This window comes from Leeia oryzae DSM 17879 (assembly GCF_000376945.1).
Taxonomy (GTDB): Bacteria; Pseudomonadota; Gammaproteobacteria; order Burkholderiales; family Leeiaceae; genus Leeia; species Leeia oryzae.
The window spans coordinates 23,224-40,809 of the sequence record NZ_AQXU01000013.1 but is presented as its reverse complement, the minus strand read 5'-3'; the positions used below and the strand labels follow the sequence as shown (position 1 = coordinate 40,809).

Genomic DNA, 17,586 nt, shown 5'->3' with positions numbered 1-17,586 from the left:
TTATATTTTTTATAACGAATCATTGAAGGAGAAATCTTTATAATATGGAGTATCATGCACAGCGCTTTTTGCTTGCGCGCTACATGATCGAACCAATGAATCCAGATAAAGAAGACATGACGAATCCAGACACCACCACCTTCCCCAAGGTTCACTTAGGCAAGGATGGGATCATGCGGGTCAACTATGGTCACAACCCTGTGTTGTCGACAGAAGGCCTGCTGAGTGTCGTTGAACGTCGTCTGGCGATTACCCGAACTCCTACCCCTGTACTGGTCAGCATGACGGGGCGCCCCGTTGTAACACCGAATCAGACCAGCGTGATGCATGAAGAACGCTATCGTTCCATTACCACCGCAGTCGCCTATGTCACCACCGAGTGGTACATCCAGCACTTGATCAATATCCACCTCAAGGTCAACAAGCCCCCCTTCCCGTTATTCATTTTTGATACAGAGGAAGAAGCTGTGCCTTGGCTTGCCCGTTTTATTTACCATGAAATCCCATAACAGGATAAGACGCTTCTCCTTGCCAATCAGTCATTATCCGGGCATGGATGTCAAATGTGCTCTTGCAGCCCCCGGAATCTCCCCTGTCAAAACTTCGGTTTACGCACTAAGATAATAAGAAGGACATGTGCAGGACGACCGGCACTTGTCGGATGTCTCTTGTTCAGCATCTTGAAACCAGGGCAAAACCAATATGAAACCATTGCATATCGCCCGATTGCTGGTGTTGTCTGCCTTATGTTTCTGCTGCATTCCCAGCGTGCATGCCGCCAGGGCCATGGAACATGTATTTATTCATAATGGCCCGGAAAGTGCGGATGACAAGCGTTATGCATACCATTGGCGGGTATTGAAGGCCGCACTGGACATCACGAGATTCAAATACGGGGCCTACCAGATAAAGTCTGCCAAGAGCATGACCGAGAGCCGCCAGGTCATCGAGATGACGTCTGACCGCGGACTGATCAATACCATGGTGCTCGACTCTACCGACGACCTGGAAAAGCGTTTATACCCGGTCAAAATCCCCATTGATAAAGGGCTGATCGGGTATCGGGTCTTTCTGATTCGTGCGGAAGACCAGCCCAAATTTTCTCGGGTAGCGTCACTGGAAGACTTGAAGCAGTTCACGGTCGGGCAAGGGGCTGACTGGTCTGACGTCAGTATCTACAAGGCAGCGGGGTTTAATGTGACCCCGGCAAGCACCTATGAAAGCCTGTTCCCGATGCTGATGTTCGGGCGTTTTGATGCAATTGGCCGCGGCGTAAACGAGGTGGCAGATGAAATGATCACGTTTGGAAACAAATTTCCGGACATGATGATTGAAAACCAGCTGATGCTTTACTACCCGCTGCCGATGTATTTTTTCTTTCCCAAAACCGACAACGGTTTGCTTAGGGCCAAACGGGTAGAAGAAGGCATGCGCCTCTTGATCAAGAATGGTACCCTCGACCAGATGTTCAGGGCAGAATTCAGCAAAGTACTGGCATCACTGAACCTCAAACAGCGAAAACTCTTCAAGATCCCCAATCCTAGACTGACCACGCCGCAGCCCTATGATCAGGCCGAGTTCTGGTTTAATCCGGCTCAGTGAACGCATCTGCGAACATATGCACCTCACCGCGATGCGTGGTTACCCACCGCATCGCAGCGTTGCATGTGTTAGCTGCGCGTCACCTTAGCCTGGGGCTTTTGTGGTGCGCAGGTAAGGCAGTTTGATATCGATACTGCCATATTTCTCGCGAGCCTGGTCATCGTTAAGCGATAGTGCCACGATGACATCCTGCCCGCTCGTCCAGTTGGCGGGTGTCGCCAGTGGTACGTTATAGGTCAGTTGCAAGGCATCCAGTGCACGTAGCACCTCTGCAAAATTGCGGCCTACCGACATTGGGTAAGTCATGGACAGTTTGAGTTTTTTGTCCGGCCCGATAATGAATACCGAGCGGACCGTGGCCGTGTCTGCAGCGGTACGGCCATCCGGCAGGTAGGCTTCAGCAGGTAGCATGTCAAACGCTTTGGAGACCGCCAGACCTTCGTCGGCAATAATGGGGAAGCCGGCCTTGCTGCCACAGAACCCCTCAATGTCCCCTTTCCACTTTTTGTGGGCTTCCACACCATCGACAGAGACGCCAATGACCTTGGTACCCCGCTTGGCCCATTCGTCCGCAAGCGTCGCTACTGCGCCAAATTCGGTTGTACAAACAGGCGTAAAATCTTTTGGATGAGAAAACAGAATGGCCCAGCCAGAGCCGATCCATTCATGAAAATCTATAGGTCCCTGATCAGTATCAGCCTTGAAGTTGGGGACCAGATCATTGATTCGCAAAGACATGGAATTTACCTCCGATGAACATGACGAACTAATAGTTTGCCTGACTTGGACGGTAATGTCGATGTAATGCGGACCGCCGGTTTACATGAACCCGCATACCGTACGCTGGCGTATGTCTGAAAAAGACGCCGATACACCGACATGCGGGGAAATCAGATATTTTTGTTTATGTTCAAAGATTTACAGACAAGCAGAACCAAGGCCTCAAGGGGGATTGCCTTGTTTCGGGAGCATGTCCATCAGTGAGCTTGTTTCCAGCGAATGGTTCCATGACGCAACCCATTCCGGGATCAGCAAGGCAGGCATGGGACGGGCAATGCCATATCCCTGGGCGGCATCACAATGCAGCGCCCTGAGGCTTTGCAGGTGCGCCAGGGTCTCGACCCCCTCTGCAATGGCCACACGATCAAATGCATGCGCCAGCGCGATAATCCCCTGCACGATGCTCTCGTCCTCCGGATTGCTCAGCATGCCTTTGACGAAACTCTGGTCGATTTTCAAGGCGTCTACCGGTAACTGCCGCATATAGGTGAGTGACGAATATCCGGTACCAAAATCATCCAGCGAAAAACGTACCCCGAGCACTTTGCAGTCCAGCAACCGTTCTCTCACCCGCTGGAAATCATCAATTTGCGAGGTTTCCAGGATTTCTAGCGTGAGATGCTCCGGATGTGCAATCTGATACTGTTTCAGAATGGTTGCCAGATCGCCAACAAAGGTCTTGCTGAGCAGGTGGTCTACAGAGACGTTGATACTGACGGGCAAGGTCAGGCCCTGACTGTGCCACTCGTGGTACTGGCGCACAGCCGTCTCGATGACCCATCGGCCTACTTTCAGCTCGACCGGGTAACCATACATGACGTCGATAAACTCACCCGGCGCGCGGTAACTGCCATCGGGTTGACGCCAGCGAATCAGTGCTTCTGTGGACCTGACCAGACCGGACATGACGTTGATTTTGGGCTGGTAAAAGAGTTCGAACTCATGGTTCTCCAGCGCGGACTCAATTTGCCGAAGCAACTGGTGGCGCTCGCGCTGGGCGTCTTCCTTGGTCGCGTCAAAGAGTACAAAGCAATTGCGCCCTTGCTGCTTGGCACGGTACATGGCCTGGTCCGCACATCGCAGCAACTCGTCGGCAAACTGGATATCCGGATAGAGCGCGACCCCAATACTGGCAGAGATAGACACGGTATCTGAAGAATCCGGCAAGGTAATGGGCTCGCTGCAAGACACCAATACCCGTTCGATAATTTCCAGCGCATCAATATACGAATGGATTTCGGTCATCAGCAGCACAAACTCATCGCCGCCGATCCGGGAAATGGTATCGTGCCCGCGAATGACCTTGCGCATTCTTTCCGCCAAAACCACCAGTACATGATCACCGATGGCATGGCCATAATAATCATTGATGGCTTTGAAGCCGTCCAGATCCAGAAAACTGACCGCTACCAGTTCTCCCCTGCTTCTGGCGTGGTTGATGGCCATTTCCAGTCGGTCACCCAGCAACCGCCGGTTGGGAAGCCCGGTCAGGACATCAAAATGGGCAATCCGCTCCAGTTCATTCTGATAGGCCTTGATCTGGCTGATATCGGTAAAGATGGCCACATAGTTTTGCAGATGACCCTGCTCGTCTTTTACCGTATCAATGGACAGTAATTCTGCATAAATTTCGCCACTTTTGCGCCTGTTCCAGATTTCTCCCTGCCAGCGTCCTTTCTGGCTCACGTCTGACCATAGCAGATGATAAAAATCTTTTGTCTGCCGGCCAGAACTGAGCAAAGAAGGCTGCTTGCCCAGCACCTCTTCTCGTGTGTATCCCGTGATGCGGGTAAACGCATCGTTCACTTCCACAATGTTTACCTGTGCATCGACAATCATGATGCCCTGCTGGCTGGCGGCAAACACGGTAGACAGCAGCTTCAACTGTTCATCGTGCATCTGCTCGAGCGTAACGTCCCGCAAATAGCCATGCCAGATGATGCTGCCATCCGCCTCTTTTTCCGGGCCGGCATTACCCTCTACCCAGAGCACCCCGCGGACCGGGTGACAGACCCGGTAACGATCAATCCATGGGGTGAGGGTCTTGGCAGATTCATGGATGCTGGCCGCTACCCGGCCAATATCATCCGGGTGCAGAACGGCAAATACCGGGGCGGCATCTTGCGCAACGTCTTCCGGCGTGCAGCCATAGACAGCAGAAATACCCGGCGTGGCAAAGGGAAAATGTGAAGTGCCATCAGGCCGGACGCGATACTGATACAAAAAACCAGGTAAATGTGCCGATAACCGCTGCAGCCGGTCCAGCAATTCATCGTGAGACTGCTCTGCAAGCCATTTGGAGGTGATGTCGAGATGCGAACCAAACATCCACAGAGGTTTGCCCTGATCATCCCAGACCAGCACCTGGCCCATATCCAGAATTTTTACCCAGTGACCATCCTTGTGGCGCATGCGGGCTTCACATTCGTAATGCGCATCCAGCCCGCTAAAATGGCGTTGCAACATCTGGTTGGACAAAGCCAGGTCATCGGGATGGGTGTACTTTACCCAGGTATCGATGCTGGTTGGCCCAAGCTCTGCCAGGGTGTACCCGATAATCTGTGCCCAACGCTCGTTAAAACGCGTCTCACCGGTCTGGATATTCCAGACCCAGGTGCCAATACCGGAACCAAGCAGCAATAACCTGGCAATACTGCTTTCATCGAGCGCAGCGCCAGCTTTATCTGGTATTTGGGTACCATCCATCATGCTTTATGTTCCATCCGCGGATTATGACTGATTATACCAAGCACAGATTGCACAACCATAGGTGAGTTATAGCATCTAAGCCCGGTTGATCTATGTGCTAAATGTATTGGGGGGCAAAATATTGTCGTTCGTTTATCGTACAGACAAGCAAACCCGAGTCATGCGTGTGCAACCAACGCCGACGTGAACATTCGTGTACCTGCCAACCTTTCTGGTTTGCCCCCAGCATCCGGATGAGTCCGTGACAAGATGCCAGGCAAGGCGGACAATCGAATCAGCGGGCATCCGCTGACAGCCAAAGAGGTGAGACATGCGCGGAACACTTAGCAACCACCGTATCAATCTGGCGACCATCGCCACCTGGGCCATGTTCAGTCGCGGACTGGAACCGGAATTCTCCCCTGAGGTGCTGCAACAGTTAAGCCTGCTAACTGCCCCGGCCCGTGACAGTGACCCCGGCATACGTGACCTGACCCGTCTGCTCTGGTGCTCGATTGACAATGATGACTCCCGCGACCTTGACCAGCTGAGTACCATAGCGCCGTTATCGCATGGTGAGGTTCGCGTATTTGTGGCCGTTGCCGACGTAGATGCGCTGGTGAAAAAAGGGACTGAGATTGATGCGCATGCCCGGCTGAATACCACCTCGGTGTATACCTCTGCCCGTATTTTCCCCATGCTCCCCGAGCAGCTAAGTACCAACCTGACCTCGCTTAACCCAGACGAAGACCGGTTGGCATTGGTGAACGAGATGACCTTTACCGATGATGGCGTACTGGTAAGTGCGACCCTCTACCGGGCGCTGGTACGCAACAAGGCGCAACTGGCTTACGATGCAGTCTCTGACTGGATTGAGGGTAAAGGAGATTTGCCTGCTGCGGCGGCGCGCATCCCCGGCATGGATGCCCAGTTACGCATGCAGGATGAGCTTGCACAGAAATTGCGGGTGCTGCGCCGTGCACAGGGCTCGCTGGAGTTCGAAACGTTTCAGCCCAAGGCGCTGTTTCAAGATGACCGGATCACCGATATCCGGCAACAGGTGCAGAACCGTGCCCGGCAGCTGATTGAAGAACTGATGATTGCTACCAATGGCTGTACCGCACGGTTTCTGGCCGAACAAGGCAGTGCATCGCTCCGGCGGGTTGTCCGCTCGCCTGAGCGCTGGCAGCGCATTGTCGACGTGGCACACGAATACGGTGTCACCCTGCCGGCACAACCGGATGGCAAGGCACTGGAAGCATTTCTCGCCCAGCAGCACAAGACAGACCCGCTCAGATTTCCGGACCTGTCGCTGGTCATCGTCAAACTGATGGGGTCTGGAGAATATGTGGTGGAACATCCCCATGGCGCCCCCATTGGCCACTTTGGTCTGGCAGTGCAGGACTACATGCACTCGACGGCGCCCAACCGGCGCTTTCCTGACCTGGTGACCTTACGTCTGCTCAAGGCGGCCATTACCGGCACCAAACCGCCCTATACCAACGATGAGCTGGATGAACTGGCCACCCACTGTACCTCGCAAGAGGATGCGGCCAAAAAGGTCGAGCGCCAGATGCGTAAATCAGAAGCAGCACTGCTATTGCATTCCCGCATTGGCCAGCGGTTCGATGCCCTCATTACAGGACACAGCGACAAGGGCACCTGGGTACGTATCTTTGCCCCACCGGCAGAGGGGCGACTCAAGGGCAGCCTGCCCTCGCTCAAAGTCGGGCAATCCGTGCGTGTACGGCTGGTATCCACGTCAGTTGAACGAGGATTCATTGATTTTGTGCTGGAGCATTAAACCGGTTCGATCGGTGATGGATGCCCCCTAATTGTTTGCGTTGACTGCCCGCGCATAAAAACGTTTCTTGGCGGCTTCAACGGTCACCACATAGCCCAAGGTTAAGCCGACCATCCCCAACATGAGCGGGGCTGGCAGCGGCACAAAACCAAAGATGGCACTGAAGGGCAGATACGGCAAGATCAAGGCAATGCCGATCACGATCACGGTACTGACCAGCAGCAGATTCCCGGGCCGGCTTTTGTAGAATGGCCGCCGGGTACGTACCACCAGCGCGATGACCAGCTCGGTCAGCAGAGATTCCAGAAACCAGCCGGTACGGAACTCCTCTGGCGCTGCCTGAAACAGCCATAGCAGCGTGCCAAAGGTCAGAAAATCGAACAGGGAACTCAGCAGGCCGAACAACACCATATAGTCCCGGATAAATATCGTATCCCACCGACGCGGCTTGGCGACCCACTCCGGGTCGACACGGTCACTGGCGATGGTGGTGGCGGGAATATCCGATAAAAAGTTGTTGAGCAAAATCTGGGAGGCCAGCAGCGGCAGAAAAGGTAGAAAGAGCGATGCCGCGGCCATGCTGAACATGTTGCCAAAGTTGGCACTGACCGTGGTCAGAATATACTTGAGCGTATTGGCAAAGGTCATCCGCCCTTCATCAATACCCTGGCGCAAGATATCCAGATCCTTGCGCAGCAATACAAAATCCGCCGCGTCCTTGGCGACATCCACCGCCGTATCTACCGAAATGCCCACGTCTGCCGTGTGCAGGGCCAGTGCATCGTTTATGCCATCGCCCATATAACCGACAACATGCCCGGTTTTCTGGAGCGCCAGGATGATGCGTTCTTTCTGGTTGGGGTCTACTTCTGCAAAGACCGATGTGTTCCAGGCGGCGTGAATGAGGGCATCGTCCCCCATATCGTTGAGCTCTCGCCCCGTCATGACCGTTAAAACGGGCAAATTCACCGTTTCTGCCACGTGCCGGGCCACCTTGCGGTTGTCCCCGGTAATGATCTTGAGCTGGACGCCACGCTGCGCCAGATCCAGAATAACCTGGCGGACATCGGGTTTGGGCGGATCCAGAAACAGCAGGAAACCAGCAAAACAAAGCCCTGTCTCGTCCTCTCGCGTGTAAGCCCCGCTACGCGACTCCACTACGCGTGACGCCACGCCCAGTACACGAAACCCCTGCTCGCTCCACGCATCAAAGCGGGATTCGATACTGGTTCTGGCGGCTTGATCCAGCGGTACTGTTTCTGTGCCGGCATGGCTACAAAGCGCCAGCACCTTGTCGAGCGCCCCCTTGGTAATCAGGGTGCGCTCGCCCTTGGCATCGCTCACCACCACTGACAGGCATTTACGGACAAAGTCGTAGGGAATCTCGTCCAGTTTCTGAACAGCATCAAAGTTGATGCCCGCCTTGGTCACGGCGGCACTCACGGCTTCGTCCAGCGCGTTGGACAACCCGGTCTGAAAGCGGGCGTTCATGCCCGCCAGTCGCAATACCGTCTCGCTGGCTTGCCCGTCAATATCCACCGCACCATCCAGCTCGACCACACCCGCCGTCAAGGTACCGGTTTTGTCCGTGCACAAGACATCCATGCTGCCGAGATTTTCGATCGAATTCAGCCGGCGGACAATCACCCCGAGTTTGGCCATGCGCTTGGCCCCATGCGACAGCGTGATACTGACAATGGCCGGCAGCAGTTCCGGGGTGAGCCCGACCGCCAGTGCCAGTGCAAACAGGAGTGATGCTATGGGTGGTTTGGCCATGAAGATGTTCACCGCCAGCACCACCACTACCATCACCAGCATGATGCGCGTCAGCAAATAGCCAAAACGCTGGATGCCGCGCTCGAATTCGGTCATTGGCGGGCGCAATGCCAGCTTGTCGGCAATCTGGCCAAAGACCGTGGATTTGCCGGTATGCACAATCAGCACCCGGGCAGAACCACTGCTGACACTGGTGCCCATCAGGACACAGTTGCTGCGCTCGGCCAGCGATGCGTTGGCCGCAAGCTCCCCTGCCCGTTTTTCAACCGGAAAGGTCTCGCCGGTCAGGACAGCCTGGTTGACGAAGAAATCATTGGCTTCCAGCACCAGCCCATCTGCCGGAATCAGGCTACCGGCAGACAACAGCACCACATCGCCCGGTACCACCCGGTAGGAAGGCAAGGTATGCGGTTGACCATCACGCAGGATGTTCGAGTGTATGGTGACTTTGGAACGGAGCTTTTCGATGGCATTGCCAGCGATAAACTCCTGGGCAAAACCCAGGATGGTGCTACCAAAGACGATGGCCAGCACCACGCCGGCATCGATCCATTCTGAAGCGACCATCGAAATGACGGAAGCCACGATCAGGATCAACACTAACGGGTTTTTGAACTGGTTGAAGAACAAGCCAAGGGCGGTGGCGTGTTTTTTGGTATCGAGCGCATTAGGGCCATACCGCTTGAGCTTGTCGGCCGCTTCACGCTGGGAAAAACCTTGGGGCTTTGCGCCCAGCATGCCCATCAGTTTGTCTGCGGGCAGGCTCCAGTAAGCATCGGGCACTGCGGGTTGGCGGGAATCTGTGGTGGAGGCAGGTGGAAACATCCGGTTTAACCAACGCATGGGTTTTCTCCTTGAGAAAACATGCCACCCCAGCCGGTATGCACGCCAATGCATGGCGTGACATGGCGTCCGGGGTGGCGAGCAGACATCATCGTACGGATGGTCTGCTCCCTGCTGCCTGAGTTAACAGATCATTTCAACCACATGTGAGCATGATCAGAAACGATCACCACGCAGGTTGTCTACCTTCAAAAAATACTTTTTGGCGTATGCCAGCACTTGCGGGTCACTCGGGTGGTCTACGGTTTCTACCCCCAGAATATTGTCCGAGATGGCCGGGTCATGCGTGTGCACATGCTTGATCAATTCCAGCTTGGCTGAACCTGGCCCCACCACCAATATCTCTGCTGCATCCGCCATGTTTTGAACCACTTCATGAAGAAAGGTATGGTCTGTAGGGGCTTTGCCGCTACCGAGCGTACCGCTGTGATGATGCAGATGCGCCTGCTTGGAATGCGTCTTCACGATTTCAACCGTACTGTCTTCCGCGTTGAAATGAATGATGTGTGCTTCCCGGTGATCAATCCATACGACTGCGTGGTGAAAAGCCATGATTGTCTCCTTGCAAAGATTTCAGTCTATGCCTGCCCGGATAGCTTGCTACTGATGTATATCAAACATGGACGGGACTCAACAGCATCAGGCAAAACGTCTGCAACGCGATAACTAGCATCGCGCATCACACTCACGCTTGAGGTCAGAAAAGTCATCCATAACAACCAGTTACCCCAAACATACAACCTTGCCTGCCGGGCCACGCATGGTCAGGTGGCGGTAGTCAGGGGTAACAGGCGGTCGTACTCTTTTTTCACCACGGCATAGCATTCGCAGGTGCGTTTTTCCAGACCTGCGCGATCCAGCACGGTAATCTGGCCACGACGATAGGCAATCAGTCCTGCTTCCTGCAAATGTCCGGCGGCTTCTGTCACACCCTCACGGCGCACTCCTAGCATATTGGCGATCAGCTCTTGTGTCATGACCAGGTCGTTGGATGCCAGCCGGTCCAGACTCAGCAACAGCCAGCGGCACAGTTGCTGGTCAAGTGAATGGTGACGGTTGCACACCGCGGTTTGCGACATCTGGGTAATCAATGCCTGGGTGTATCGCAACAGCAAGTGCATGACTGGCCCGCCCCGGTTGAACTCCTGCATCAGAAGACTCGCTTTTAGCCGGTAACCTTGGCCGGCACTTTGGACCACCGCCCGGCTGGGGGTAGTTTCCCCCCCCATGAAGAGCGACACGCCGACAATGCCTTCAAAGCCGACCACAGCGATTTCGGCCGAGGCACCGTTTTCCATCACGTAGAGTAAAGACACGATGGCGGTAGTCGGAAAGTACACATGAGACAGCTTGCTGCCTGACTCATAAATCACTTTTCCAAGCGGCATGTCGATCAGCTCAAGCTGATCCTGAATCCGTTCCCATTGCTCTGGTGGCAGAACGGATAACAATTGATTCTGTCTGGGTGCCATAGGCATCTCCTGCGTCATATGAATGAAAAAACTAACGCTTTACGGGTACAGACAACTGACGATGACAACATGCTTTGTGCAGTATCGCACATGGATAGATGGAGGCTTGCTGGACTTATGTACGCTAAGGCACATAAGTCCAGCATACCACCATCATACCGGTTTGGTAACCGTACAACCGGTATCTCTGCCTTGTGTTGGTATTTTCTTGATGCTTGACCATGCCCGGACCAATCAGAAACCCTGCGTTCGTCAGCGCACAGAATCCAATAGGTGACTGTGGCACGATGAACCATACCGCTACTCAGCCGTCCTTCCCTTCATTTCATTTCCTTCACCAAACCCTGCGCAATACTGGAGAACCCATGATGACCAACCTTATTTCTACCCCACAGCCACACAATGACCGACGCTGGTCACAGTTCAGGACCCCTGAACAAGCGCGGCAACCCAACCAGCGGATGCCAGAAACCCTCGACCCAACGCAGACCACCCCGGCAGAGGCAGGCATCATCCCGACGCCCTACTTCTTCAGTGGTTTGCCCTGCGGGATAGAAGATGATCACGACTCGCAGGCTGTATGTACCACCATCAATACAAAAGAAGATATCCACCCCATCATCACGTCCATCCCGACCGGTGACGCACGCACGCCGCATCCGCAGGTCCGGCCACATATTGTCCGGCAGGTCATGCAGACGGATTTTCATCCGCTGGCAAGTAATGACATAACAAGCGTCCTCAACCCGCTGCTAGCCGATGTTTTTGCCTTGTACCTGAAAACCCAGGGCTTTCGCTGGCACATGCATGGCCCGGATTTCTTTGCTTACCATGTCATGCTGGGTCAGCAGGCCATGCAACTGATCGGCATGACTGACCTCATCGCAGAACGTGTCCGCAAGGTTGGCAGAAATACCCTGCGCTCTATCGGACACATCAGCCAGAAACAGCGCCTGCTGGATAACGATGCCGACACTCTGTCCGTGCAGGAAATGCTGGTCGAACTGCGCGAAGACAACAAACTGCTGATCGCGTTTCTCAAAGATGCCTATATGGTTTGCGAAGAGCACAGTGACCTTGGCAGCATGACCCATCTGGCCAAATGGACAGACAAAGCCGAAGGACGTGTCCGCGCGTTATTCGAGGCCAGCTGCCATGGCCGCATGGATGGCACCTGACCCGTTAACACTAGCCAATACCACATAAAGCGATATTGGCTAGTGCGTAAAATAAATGACCCCCAGCAATAAGGTAAACCCGCAGGTAATCCCCAGTAATCGTAACGATTGCGACAGGTTCATGCGGTTTTCTTTACCTGTATTAAACACGATATCCCAGAAGGTACTTGTCACCCCGAAACAGCTCAGATTTGAATGGATGTAATGATGTCTGCCGTGCCACAATTTGCGCTGTTTTAGCCAGGCGGAATGGCTGCGCCAGTGATGAATGGCATGGTGGGTCAGCGTATATTCAAAATAACCACCCAGCAGCCCGAGCGTCACCGCCGTGGCATCCCAGACATTGGTTAACCATAGCCAGGGCAAAAAAACCAATATCACGATCAGCCCGACACTGAGCAAGGTCGGTGTATAGATTAACGCGGCTGGACGCTGGTGATGCGCGTCATGCCAGTCGCTAAACGGGCGCACGCCGTGCAAGACAAAGCGGTGCAGCAGGTACTCTACCAACCCCCACCCCATCAAGCCTAGCAAGACCATGGCCAGCAATGTAACCCGGTGCTGAACCGGACTGCCCAGCATCAAAAACAATGCCAGCAACAGCACCACCAGCGCATATAGCGCAAAGTCCGTGAGATAGGCCGTTCTGCTGTGCTCCAGTTTAAACAGATACATACATTCGACTCTTTTCTCCTGGCCAGTGCATCTAAAGCCCGGTCACTGCGGCCTCAGACTGGCAGTTTCAAACAGGCCCGATACAGTATCAAAGCGAGAATGGCGCAAAATGCCGCTGCAATCAGGCTGTAAAAATCGATGCCGGTAAATCCTGCCACTTCATACTCAGAAAATATGGCGCCACCAAACATTGCGCCCGTCACGCCCAGCGAAATATCTACCAGCCTATTGGTATCAGGGCGTTTGAATGCCTTGCTATTGATTAAGCCGATGAAAACACCCAAAGCAATCCATGCGAGCAGTGACATCCTGCCCTCCTTTCATTCCGGACATTGACAGATCAAAGATGCGTAGCGAGGTCCATTAACCCTCTTATGAAACCGTGAGTCGGTCAGTTCTGTCGGTGCGGTAGGAAACACAAGCGGATATGCCTGCCAGTAAAGAACACATCGTGACGACGCTATGTGCGTCAACGTACCGATGCATCTGTTAAAGCAGCCTATAACTGTAGCTACTGAAGAAGGGCCGGACGGATTTAACGTCAAGGGCGGCTTTTTCCGGGGAAACACCATGAAGAAACAAGCACGATGGGGATCAGCATTACTGGTCACGCTGTTTTTGCAGCTGATGGCAGGCTGTAGCAGCCTGGCCACGCCAGCCAGACGGGATATTGCGATGGCAAGCGCAGCCATGAACCAGGCCGAAACGCTTCATGCGACACAGCATGCCGGGTTTGAAATGAATCTGGCAAAAGAAAAACTGGCCAGTGCGCGAGCTGCATTGGCACAAAAAGATTATCAGATGGCCAGCGCGCTGGCCAAAGAAGCAGAAGTGGATGCGCGGCTGGCCCAAGGCAAAGCCAATGCCGCCAAAGCGGAAAGCATCAGAAATGCACTACGGCACGATATCTATACATTGACGGCAGGCAATGACCCGGTGGGACCGTAAACATCGGCAGGCTGGCCCCCTTAGACCCAAGGCAGGAACCGCATCGTAGCGCCACCTGACGACCACCCTGAAGGAATACATCATGAGAAGAAACCTGACACCTGCTCTCTTGCTGTTTGCCGGTATTTTAACCGCGTGCGGCACCACACCCAGAAGTACCAGCCTGCTGGAACATACCCAGGAAGAATATCAGATGGCACAAAGAAACCCCGCCGTCATGCAATATGCGCCGCTTGAATTACGAGACGCGAGCGATGCACTGGCCATGGCCAATGGCGCTGCGGCACAGCATAAAAGTAGCGCAGAAATTGACCGGCTGGCTTACCTGGCCAGACAGAAAATTGAACTCACACAACAGGTGGCCCGGCAAAAACAGGCCGAAGCAGATAGCCGCGATGCAACGGCAGAACGCAATAGCCTCTTACTGGCCCAACGGACCGATGAAGCTGATCAATCCTGGGCAGCTGCAAAACTGGCCAACGCACAAAACCGGGATACGCAACTCGCCATGCAAGCCAGTGAGGAACGCAACGCCCAGCTGGAGCTTCAACTTGCCGGTATGGCCACTCAGAAAACCCAACGAGGGATCGTCATTACCTTCGGGGATGTGCTGTTCGGTACTGACCTGTCACGCCTGACGCCGGATGGCATGCGCAATGCGCAAAGAATCGCCGATGTTCTGCATGACAATCCACAGCGGCACCTGCTGATAGAAGGCTTTACCGATAGCGTAGGCACGGCAGATTACAACCAGGGCTTGTCCGAACGACGCGCCGATGCTGTCCTCTCCGCCTTGCTTGGCATGGGGGTAACCAGAGACCGTATCGAAACCAGAGGCTACGGGGAAGAGTTTCCGGTCGCTGCAAACGATAGTGACAGCAACCGGCAGCTAAACCGCCGGGTCGAGATTGTGTTGTCTGATGAAGCTGGCCGGCTGACCCCGCGCTAGTTCGTCCCTGCCCACCTTACCGAACGAGAGAACCATGCCAAATAACCCATCAACACCTCTGATCCTGATTGATAAGGCCGCGCTGCGTGTAGCGGCCAGCAATATCACTGACGGGGCCGTGACGCCAGGGTATCAGGCCGACCGAAAAGAAGTGATCAAACTGCTGAATAACGCGCTGGCGACCGAGCTTGTCTGTTTATTGCGTTATAAGCGCCATTATTTCATCGCCAATGGCCTGCAAAATGGTCCGATCAAGACGGAATTCTTGCGCCATGCCCAGGAAGAACAAGTACATGCCGACCTGTTGGCCGAGCGCATCGTCCAGCTCAATGGCCAGCCAGACTTTAACCCTGCCACGCTCATCGAGCGTAGCCATGCCGAATACAACGATGATATCCAGATCAAGGGCATGATCACAGCCAACCTGATTGCAGAACGGATTGCCATCGAAGCATACCGGCAGATGATTCACTTCATCGGGGACAAAGACCCGACCACCAGCCAGATGCTGACCCTGATCATGGCATCCGAAGAACAGCACGCAGATGACATGCGTGACCTTTTAGCCTGAACGCAGGCAAACCCAAGGAAACTACCATGACCGACAATACACCCAATACCATGAATGCCGACTTTCAGGCACTGGTCAAAGATGCCCAGGACCTGTTTCATAACGCCGCCACAGCCACCGGAGAAACAGCTGATGATTATCGCCACCGTGGCATGAATCTGCTGGATATCGCCATGAAAAAGGCGCAAACCCTGCAAGAGAATGCCGTGGTGCTCGGCAAGGAAGTCGCAACGTCGACCAATGACTACGTGAAAGAAAACCCTTGGCGCGTGATTGCCGCTGCCGCCGGTATCGGGCTGGTCACCGGCCTCCTCATTGGCCGCAAATAGGCAGATGCCATGAACCCGCCAGATAAAACCCTGCCGCCCCGTGCGCCCGATTTGCGCACGGGGCTGATTCGTCTGGCAAGGAACGGGCTGGGTCTGCTGCTGACCCGGCTGGAACTGCTTGCCATCGAGTTCTCTGAAGTACGTCACCAGCTGATACGGTTGTTTATCCTGTTTTCCATGGCAGTGATGTCAGCCTGGTTTGCCATTGCGTACGCCAGCCTGTTGCTGGTGTATCTTACCTGGGCACAGCTGGGCTGGATCAGCCTGGCTTTGTTGGCGATACTGTTCGCCGTGGTAAGTCTGGTGCTGTTCATGTATATCCTGAGTGAGATCCGGCTGGGCCGATTATCCATGCCGGCGTCCATGGCCGAGTTTGAAGCCGACCGGCAAGTGCTGCAAGCCGGGCATCCCCCGGCCGCAAGTGCCCCCCCCCCAGAGGAACCCTTGCCATGAAAACCACCCGCGCAGCGCTTCTTGCTTTGTCCCTGCATAAAGCCAGACTAATCCGCGATAGCCGCCAGTATCGCAACGACATGGCGGGTACCTACGCGTTGATGGCCTTCGAGTGGCACAGGGTGACGCTGCTGCAACGCGTCGCCATGTCGTTAACCCTATTGGCCAGCCCGATGGGCGAAGCGGCGTCTATCATCTCGGGTTACCCTCGGCTGATGTCGCTCGGGGTGCAGGCTTTCATTTTTCTGAAACGGCATACGCGCATCAAAGCCTTGGTACTAGCTGGTATCCCGCTCGGTATCCTGACGCTCTGGTATGCCAATCACCGTGCATTGTCCCGCACGGAGAGCCCACCCGCATCCGCCCCACCGGCCCGTCCTGCTTCTTAAACCGCTTTGGTGACCAGCAGATTTTTCAGCAAGGTAATCTGCTCTCGCTGAATTGCCAAAAGTTCTGTCCATTGTTCTTCCCGCAGTGCATCCATTTTTTCATGCAGCAACATGATTTCCAGCTCGGCCTTGAGGTTAACCTCATAGTCATGCTCTGCGCTCATGCGGTCTTTCTCGGTTTGCCTGTTTTGCGACATAAGGATGATGGGGGCCTGAATGGCTGCCAGCATGGAGAGAAAAAGATTCAGCAGAATATACGGATACGGATCAAAGCGGTTGCCATACCGGGCCAGTACGAACGAGTTCAAGCCAATCCAGACCACCATGGTCAATACAAAAAGAGAAATGAACAGCCATGAGCCGCCAAACGCCGTCACACGGTCTGCCGCACGCTGGCCGCGCGTTGACTTTTCCTCCCGCTCTTTCACGATATTTCTTGCGATGTGCTTGCGCTCTGCAATATGGCGCGCCACTTTCTGGGCACGTTCATCCAGCGATTCATAAGGCACACCCAAGAGTTTTGCTGCTACCTCGTTGGTTCTTTGCATGATTGCACTCCAGATAGCGTCATCCGGCCGGGCCATCTACTACCAACTGCTTGCCCGCCGGGTGTTACCACGCGGCGATGATCCTGCGTGGGTACATCAACGTATTGCGGCCACGCCCGGACATGACGCCGGAGGTGGCCGCAATACACCCCGTTAATACAGCGTAATTATTTGATCCGCATGTCGTCCTTGACGGAAACCACGCCACGGATGCCGCGTGCGATTTCAATCGCCCGGTTTGCCGCGGTACGCGAGCTCACAAAACCGCTGAGCTGAACCACACCCTTGAAGGTCTCGACTTTGATTTCGAATACTTTGACCATTGGATCATCAAAGATGGCTGCCTTTACCTTGGTGGTAATGACCGTATCATCCATGTATTCGCCAGTGCCTTCGTGTCTGGCCGTAGAAGCGCACCCGACCATGCTGAGTGCCGACACGGCGATAAGAATGGTGGACAGATATTTTGCGACTTGTTTCATGATGTTGCCTCCTGCGTTAGATAGTAGATAAAAATGGTGACAAGCTTTGGCCCCATCCTGAAACAGGGATACAGACAGGCAACGGGGGGTTAATTGATA

Annotated in this window: 19 protein-coding genes; 10 read left to right on the top strand and 9 right to left on the bottom strand. The window is 54.3% G+C overall.

Translation table 11 applies throughout. The features are described 5' to 3' along the window. Positions 1 to 44 precede the first annotated feature (44 nt). Together F552_RS0101770 and F552_RS0101765 are read left to right on the top strand one after the other, a co-directional pair. Complete coding sequence (locus F552_RS0101770; protein ID WP_018149996.1) at positions 45 to 509, top strand: DUF7793 family protein; 465 nt, start codon at positions 45 to 47, stop codon at positions 507 to 509. A 193-nt stretch (positions 510 to 702) separates the two neighbouring features. Beyond that, a complete protein-coding gene (locus F552_RS0101765; RefSeq protein ID WP_018149995.1) occupies positions 703 to 1,602 on the top strand; it encodes a transporter substrate-binding domain-containing protein in 900 nt (299 codons plus the stop codon). An 84-nt stretch (positions 1,603 to 1,686) separates the two neighbouring features. On the opposite strand, the gene F552_RS0101760 is transcribed toward F552_RS0101765, so the two are convergent. Beyond that, positions 1,687 to 2,340, bottom strand: coding sequence for a peroxiredoxin (locus F552_RS0101760; RefSeq protein WP_018149994.1), 654 nt, complete (start codon positions 2,338 to 2,340; stop codon positions 1,687 to 1,689). A gap of 204 nt (positions 2,341 to 2,544) precedes the next feature. After that, positions 2,545 to 5,091 (bottom strand): sensor domain-containing protein, encoded by a 2,547-nt coding sequence (locus F552_RS18210; RefSeq protein ID WP_018149993.1) that lies wholly within the window; start codon positions 5,089 to 5,091, stop codon positions 2,545 to 2,547. Between the two features lie 310 nt (positions 5,092 to 5,401). Between F552_RS18210 and F552_RS0101750 the strand changes: the two genes are divergently transcribed. Next, positions 5,402 to 6,874, top strand: a complete 1,473-nt coding sequence (locus F552_RS0101750; RefSeq protein ID WP_018149992.1) for an RNB domain-containing ribonuclease — start codon at positions 5,402 to 5,404, stop codon at positions 6,872 to 6,874. Positions 6,875 to 6,901: 27 nt separating this feature from the next. Here the strand turns inward: F552_RS0101750 and mgtA are convergent, their stop codons facing one another. The 3 genes from mgtA to F552_RS0101735 all read right to left on the bottom strand — a co-directional run bounded on the left by mgtA (position 6,902) and on the right by F552_RS0101735 (position 10,965). Continuing rightward, a complete protein-coding gene (mgtA, locus tag F552_RS0101745; protein WP_018149991.1) occupies positions 6,902 to 9,493 on the bottom strand; it encodes a magnesium-translocating P-type ATPase in 2,592 nt (863 codons plus the stop codon). Between the two features lie 156 nt (positions 9,494 to 9,649). Next, complete coding sequence (locus tag F552_RS0101740; protein ID WP_018149990.1) at positions 9,650 to 10,045, bottom strand: hypothetical protein; 396 nt, start codon at positions 10,043 to 10,045, stop codon at positions 9,650 to 9,652. A gap of 212 nt (positions 10,046 to 10,257) precedes the next feature. Beyond that, entirely contained in the window at positions 10,258 to 10,965 is a 708-nt protein-coding gene (locus F552_RS0101735; RefSeq protein ID WP_018149989.1) for a Crp/Fnr family transcriptional regulator, read from the bottom strand. A 365-nt stretch (positions 10,966 to 11,330) separates the two neighbouring features. Between F552_RS0101735 and F552_RS20675 the strand changes: the two genes are divergently transcribed. Then, the gene (locus F552_RS20675) at positions 11,331 to 12,143 is read left to right on the top strand and encodes a Dps family protein (protein WP_018149988.1); all 813 of its coding nucleotides are present in this window, start codon (positions 11,331 to 11,333) and stop codon (positions 12,141 to 12,143) included. A gap of 39 nt (positions 12,144 to 12,182) precedes the next feature. On the opposite strand, the gene F552_RS19870 is transcribed toward F552_RS20675, so the two are convergent. Together F552_RS19870 and F552_RS0101720 are read right to left on the bottom strand one after the other, a co-directional pair. Beyond that, complete coding sequence (locus F552_RS19870) at positions 12,183 to 12,818, bottom strand: sterol desaturase family protein (RefSeq protein WP_018149987.1); 636 nt, start codon at positions 12,816 to 12,818, stop codon at positions 12,183 to 12,185. 53 nt (positions 12,819 to 12,871) lie between these two features. Next, positions 12,872 to 13,126 carry a GlsB/YeaQ/YmgE family stress response membrane protein gene (locus F552_RS0101720; protein ID WP_018149986.1) on the bottom strand — a complete coding sequence of 85 codons (255 nt, stop codon included), beginning with the start codon at positions 13,124 to 13,126 and terminating at the stop codon, positions 12,872 to 12,874. 262 nt (positions 13,127 to 13,388) lie between these two features. Here F552_RS0101720 and F552_RS0101715 point away from each other — a divergent pair, with 262 nt between their 5' ends. The 6 genes from F552_RS0101715 to F552_RS0101690 all read left to right on the top strand — a co-directional run bounded on the left by F552_RS0101715 (position 13,389) and on the right by F552_RS0101690 (position 16,457). Further along, the gene (locus tag F552_RS0101715) at positions 13,389 to 13,766 is read left to right on the top strand and encodes a DUF4398 domain-containing protein (RefSeq protein ID WP_018149985.1); all 378 of its coding nucleotides are present in this window, start codon (positions 13,389 to 13,391) and stop codon (positions 13,764 to 13,766) included. An 82-nt stretch (positions 13,767 to 13,848) separates the two neighbouring features. Continuing rightward, positions 13,849 to 14,715, top strand: a complete 867-nt coding sequence (locus F552_RS0101710; RefSeq protein ID WP_018149984.1) for an OmpA family protein — start codon at positions 13,849 to 13,851, stop codon at positions 14,713 to 14,715. Between the two features lie 34 nt (positions 14,716 to 14,749). Continuing rightward, positions 14,750 to 15,286, top strand: coding sequence for a ferritin-like domain-containing protein (locus F552_RS0101705; RefSeq protein ID WP_018149983.1), 537 nt, complete (start codon positions 14,750 to 14,752; stop codon positions 15,284 to 15,286). A 26-nt stretch (positions 15,287 to 15,312) separates the two neighbouring features. Further along, a complete protein-coding gene (locus F552_RS0101700) occupies positions 15,313 to 15,615 on the top strand; it encodes an ElaB/YgaM/YqjD family protein (RefSeq protein ID WP_018149982.1) in 303 nt (100 codons plus the stop codon). Between the two features lie 9 nt (positions 15,616 to 15,624). Continuing rightward, complete coding sequence (locus F552_RS18200; RefSeq protein WP_018149981.1) at positions 15,625 to 16,068, top strand: phage holin family protein; 444 nt, start codon at positions 15,625 to 15,627, stop codon at positions 16,066 to 16,068. Then, positions 16,065 to 16,457: a hypothetical protein gene (locus tag F552_RS0101690; RefSeq protein WP_018149980.1), complete on the top strand. Its 393-nt coding sequence runs from the start codon at positions 16,065 to 16,067 to the stop codon at positions 16,455 to 16,457. Before F552_RS18200 ends, F552_RS0101690 begins: the two co-directional genes overlap by 4 nt. Here F552_RS0101690 and F552_RS0101685 read toward each other — a convergent pair. Together F552_RS0101685 and F552_RS0101680 are read right to left on the bottom strand one after the other, a co-directional pair. Next, positions 16,454 to 17,005 carry a DUF1003 domain-containing protein gene (locus F552_RS0101685; RefSeq protein WP_018149979.1) on the bottom strand — a complete coding sequence of 184 codons (552 nt, stop codon included), beginning with the start codon at positions 17,003 to 17,005 and terminating at the stop codon, positions 16,454 to 16,456. The two genes, F552_RS0101690 and F552_RS0101685, sit on opposite strands and share 4 nt — an antisense overlap. 167 nt (positions 17,006 to 17,172) lie before the next feature. Then, positions 17,173 to 17,487 carry a BON domain-containing protein gene (locus F552_RS0101680; protein ID WP_018149978.1) on the bottom strand — a complete coding sequence of 105 codons (315 nt, stop codon included), beginning with the start codon at positions 17,485 to 17,487 and terminating at the stop codon, positions 17,173 to 17,175. Positions 17,488 to 17,586: the final 99 nt, after the last annotated feature.

What these genes read in the sequence shown, in the direction of transcription:
- F552_RS19870 (WP_018149987.1), bottom strand. Translation starts at nt 12,818, where the DNA reads ATGTATCTGTTTAAACTGGAGCACAGCAGAACGGCCTATCTCACGGAC.
- F552_RS0101735 (WP_018149989.1), bottom strand. Translation starts at nt 10,965, where the DNA reads ATGGCACCCAGACAGAATCAATTGTTATCCGTTCTGCCACCAGAGCAA.
- F552_RS0101690 (WP_018149980.1), top strand. Translation starts at nt 16,065, where the DNA reads ATGAAAACCACCCGCGCAGCGCTTCTTGCTTTGTCCCTGCATAAAGCC.
- mgtA (WP_018149991.1), bottom strand. Translation starts at nt 9,493, where the DNA reads ATGCGTTGGTTAAACCGGATGTTTCCACCTGCCTCCACCACAGATTCC.
- F552_RS0101720 (WP_018149986.1), bottom strand. Translation starts at nt 13,126, where the DNA reads ATGTCACTGCTCGCATGGATTGCTTTGGGTGTTTTCATCGGCTTAATC.
- F552_RS0101680 (WP_018149978.1), bottom strand. Translation starts at nt 17,487, where the DNA reads ATGAAACAAGTCGCAAAATATCTGTCCACCATTCTTATCGCCGTGTCG.
- F552_RS0101700 (WP_018149982.1), top strand. Translation starts at nt 15,313, where the DNA reads ATGACCGACAATACACCCAATACCATGAATGCCGACTTTCAGGCACTG.
- F552_RS0101705 (WP_018149983.1), top strand. Translation starts at nt 14,750, where the DNA reads ATGCCAAATAACCCATCAACACCTCTGATCCTGATTGATAAGGCCGCG.
- F552_RS0101685 (WP_018149979.1), bottom strand. Translation starts at nt 17,005, where the DNA reads ATGCAAAGAACCAACGAGGTAGCAGCAAAACTCTTGGGTGTGCCTTAT.
- F552_RS20675 (WP_018149988.1), top strand. Translation starts at nt 11,331, where the DNA reads ATGATGACCAACCTTATTTCTACCCCACAGCCACACAATGACCGACGC.
- F552_RS0101770 (WP_018149996.1), top strand. Translation starts at nt 45, where the DNA reads ATGGAGTATCATGCACAGCGCTTTTTGCTTGCGCGCTACATGATCGAA.
- F552_RS0101760 (WP_018149994.1), bottom strand. Translation starts at nt 2,340, where the DNA reads ATGTCTTTGCGAATCAATGATCTGGTCCCCAACTTCAAGGCTGATACT.
- F552_RS0101715 (WP_018149985.1), top strand. Translation starts at nt 13,389, where the DNA reads ATGAAGAAACAAGCACGATGGGGATCAGCATTACTGGTCACGCTGTTT.
- F552_RS0101740 (WP_018149990.1), bottom strand. Translation starts at nt 10,045, where the DNA reads ATGGCTTTTCACCACGCAGTCGTATGGATTGATCACCGGGAAGCACAC.
- F552_RS18200 (WP_018149981.1), top strand. Translation starts at nt 15,625, where the DNA reads ATGAACCCGCCAGATAAAACCCTGCCGCCCCGTGCGCCCGATTTGCGC.
- F552_RS18210 (WP_018149993.1), bottom strand. Translation starts at nt 5,091, where the DNA reads ATGATGGATGGTACCCAAATACCAGATAAAGCTGGCGCTGCGCTCGAT.
- F552_RS0101710 (WP_018149984.1), top strand. Translation starts at nt 13,849, where the DNA reads ATGAGAAGAAACCTGACACCTGCTCTCTTGCTGTTTGCCGGTATTTTA.
- F552_RS0101750 (WP_018149992.1), top strand. Translation starts at nt 5,402, where the DNA reads ATGCGCGGAACACTTAGCAACCACCGTATCAATCTGGCGACCATCGCC.
- F552_RS0101765 (WP_018149995.1), top strand. Translation starts at nt 703, where the DNA reads ATGAAACCATTGCATATCGCCCGATTGCTGGTGTTGTCTGCCTTATGT.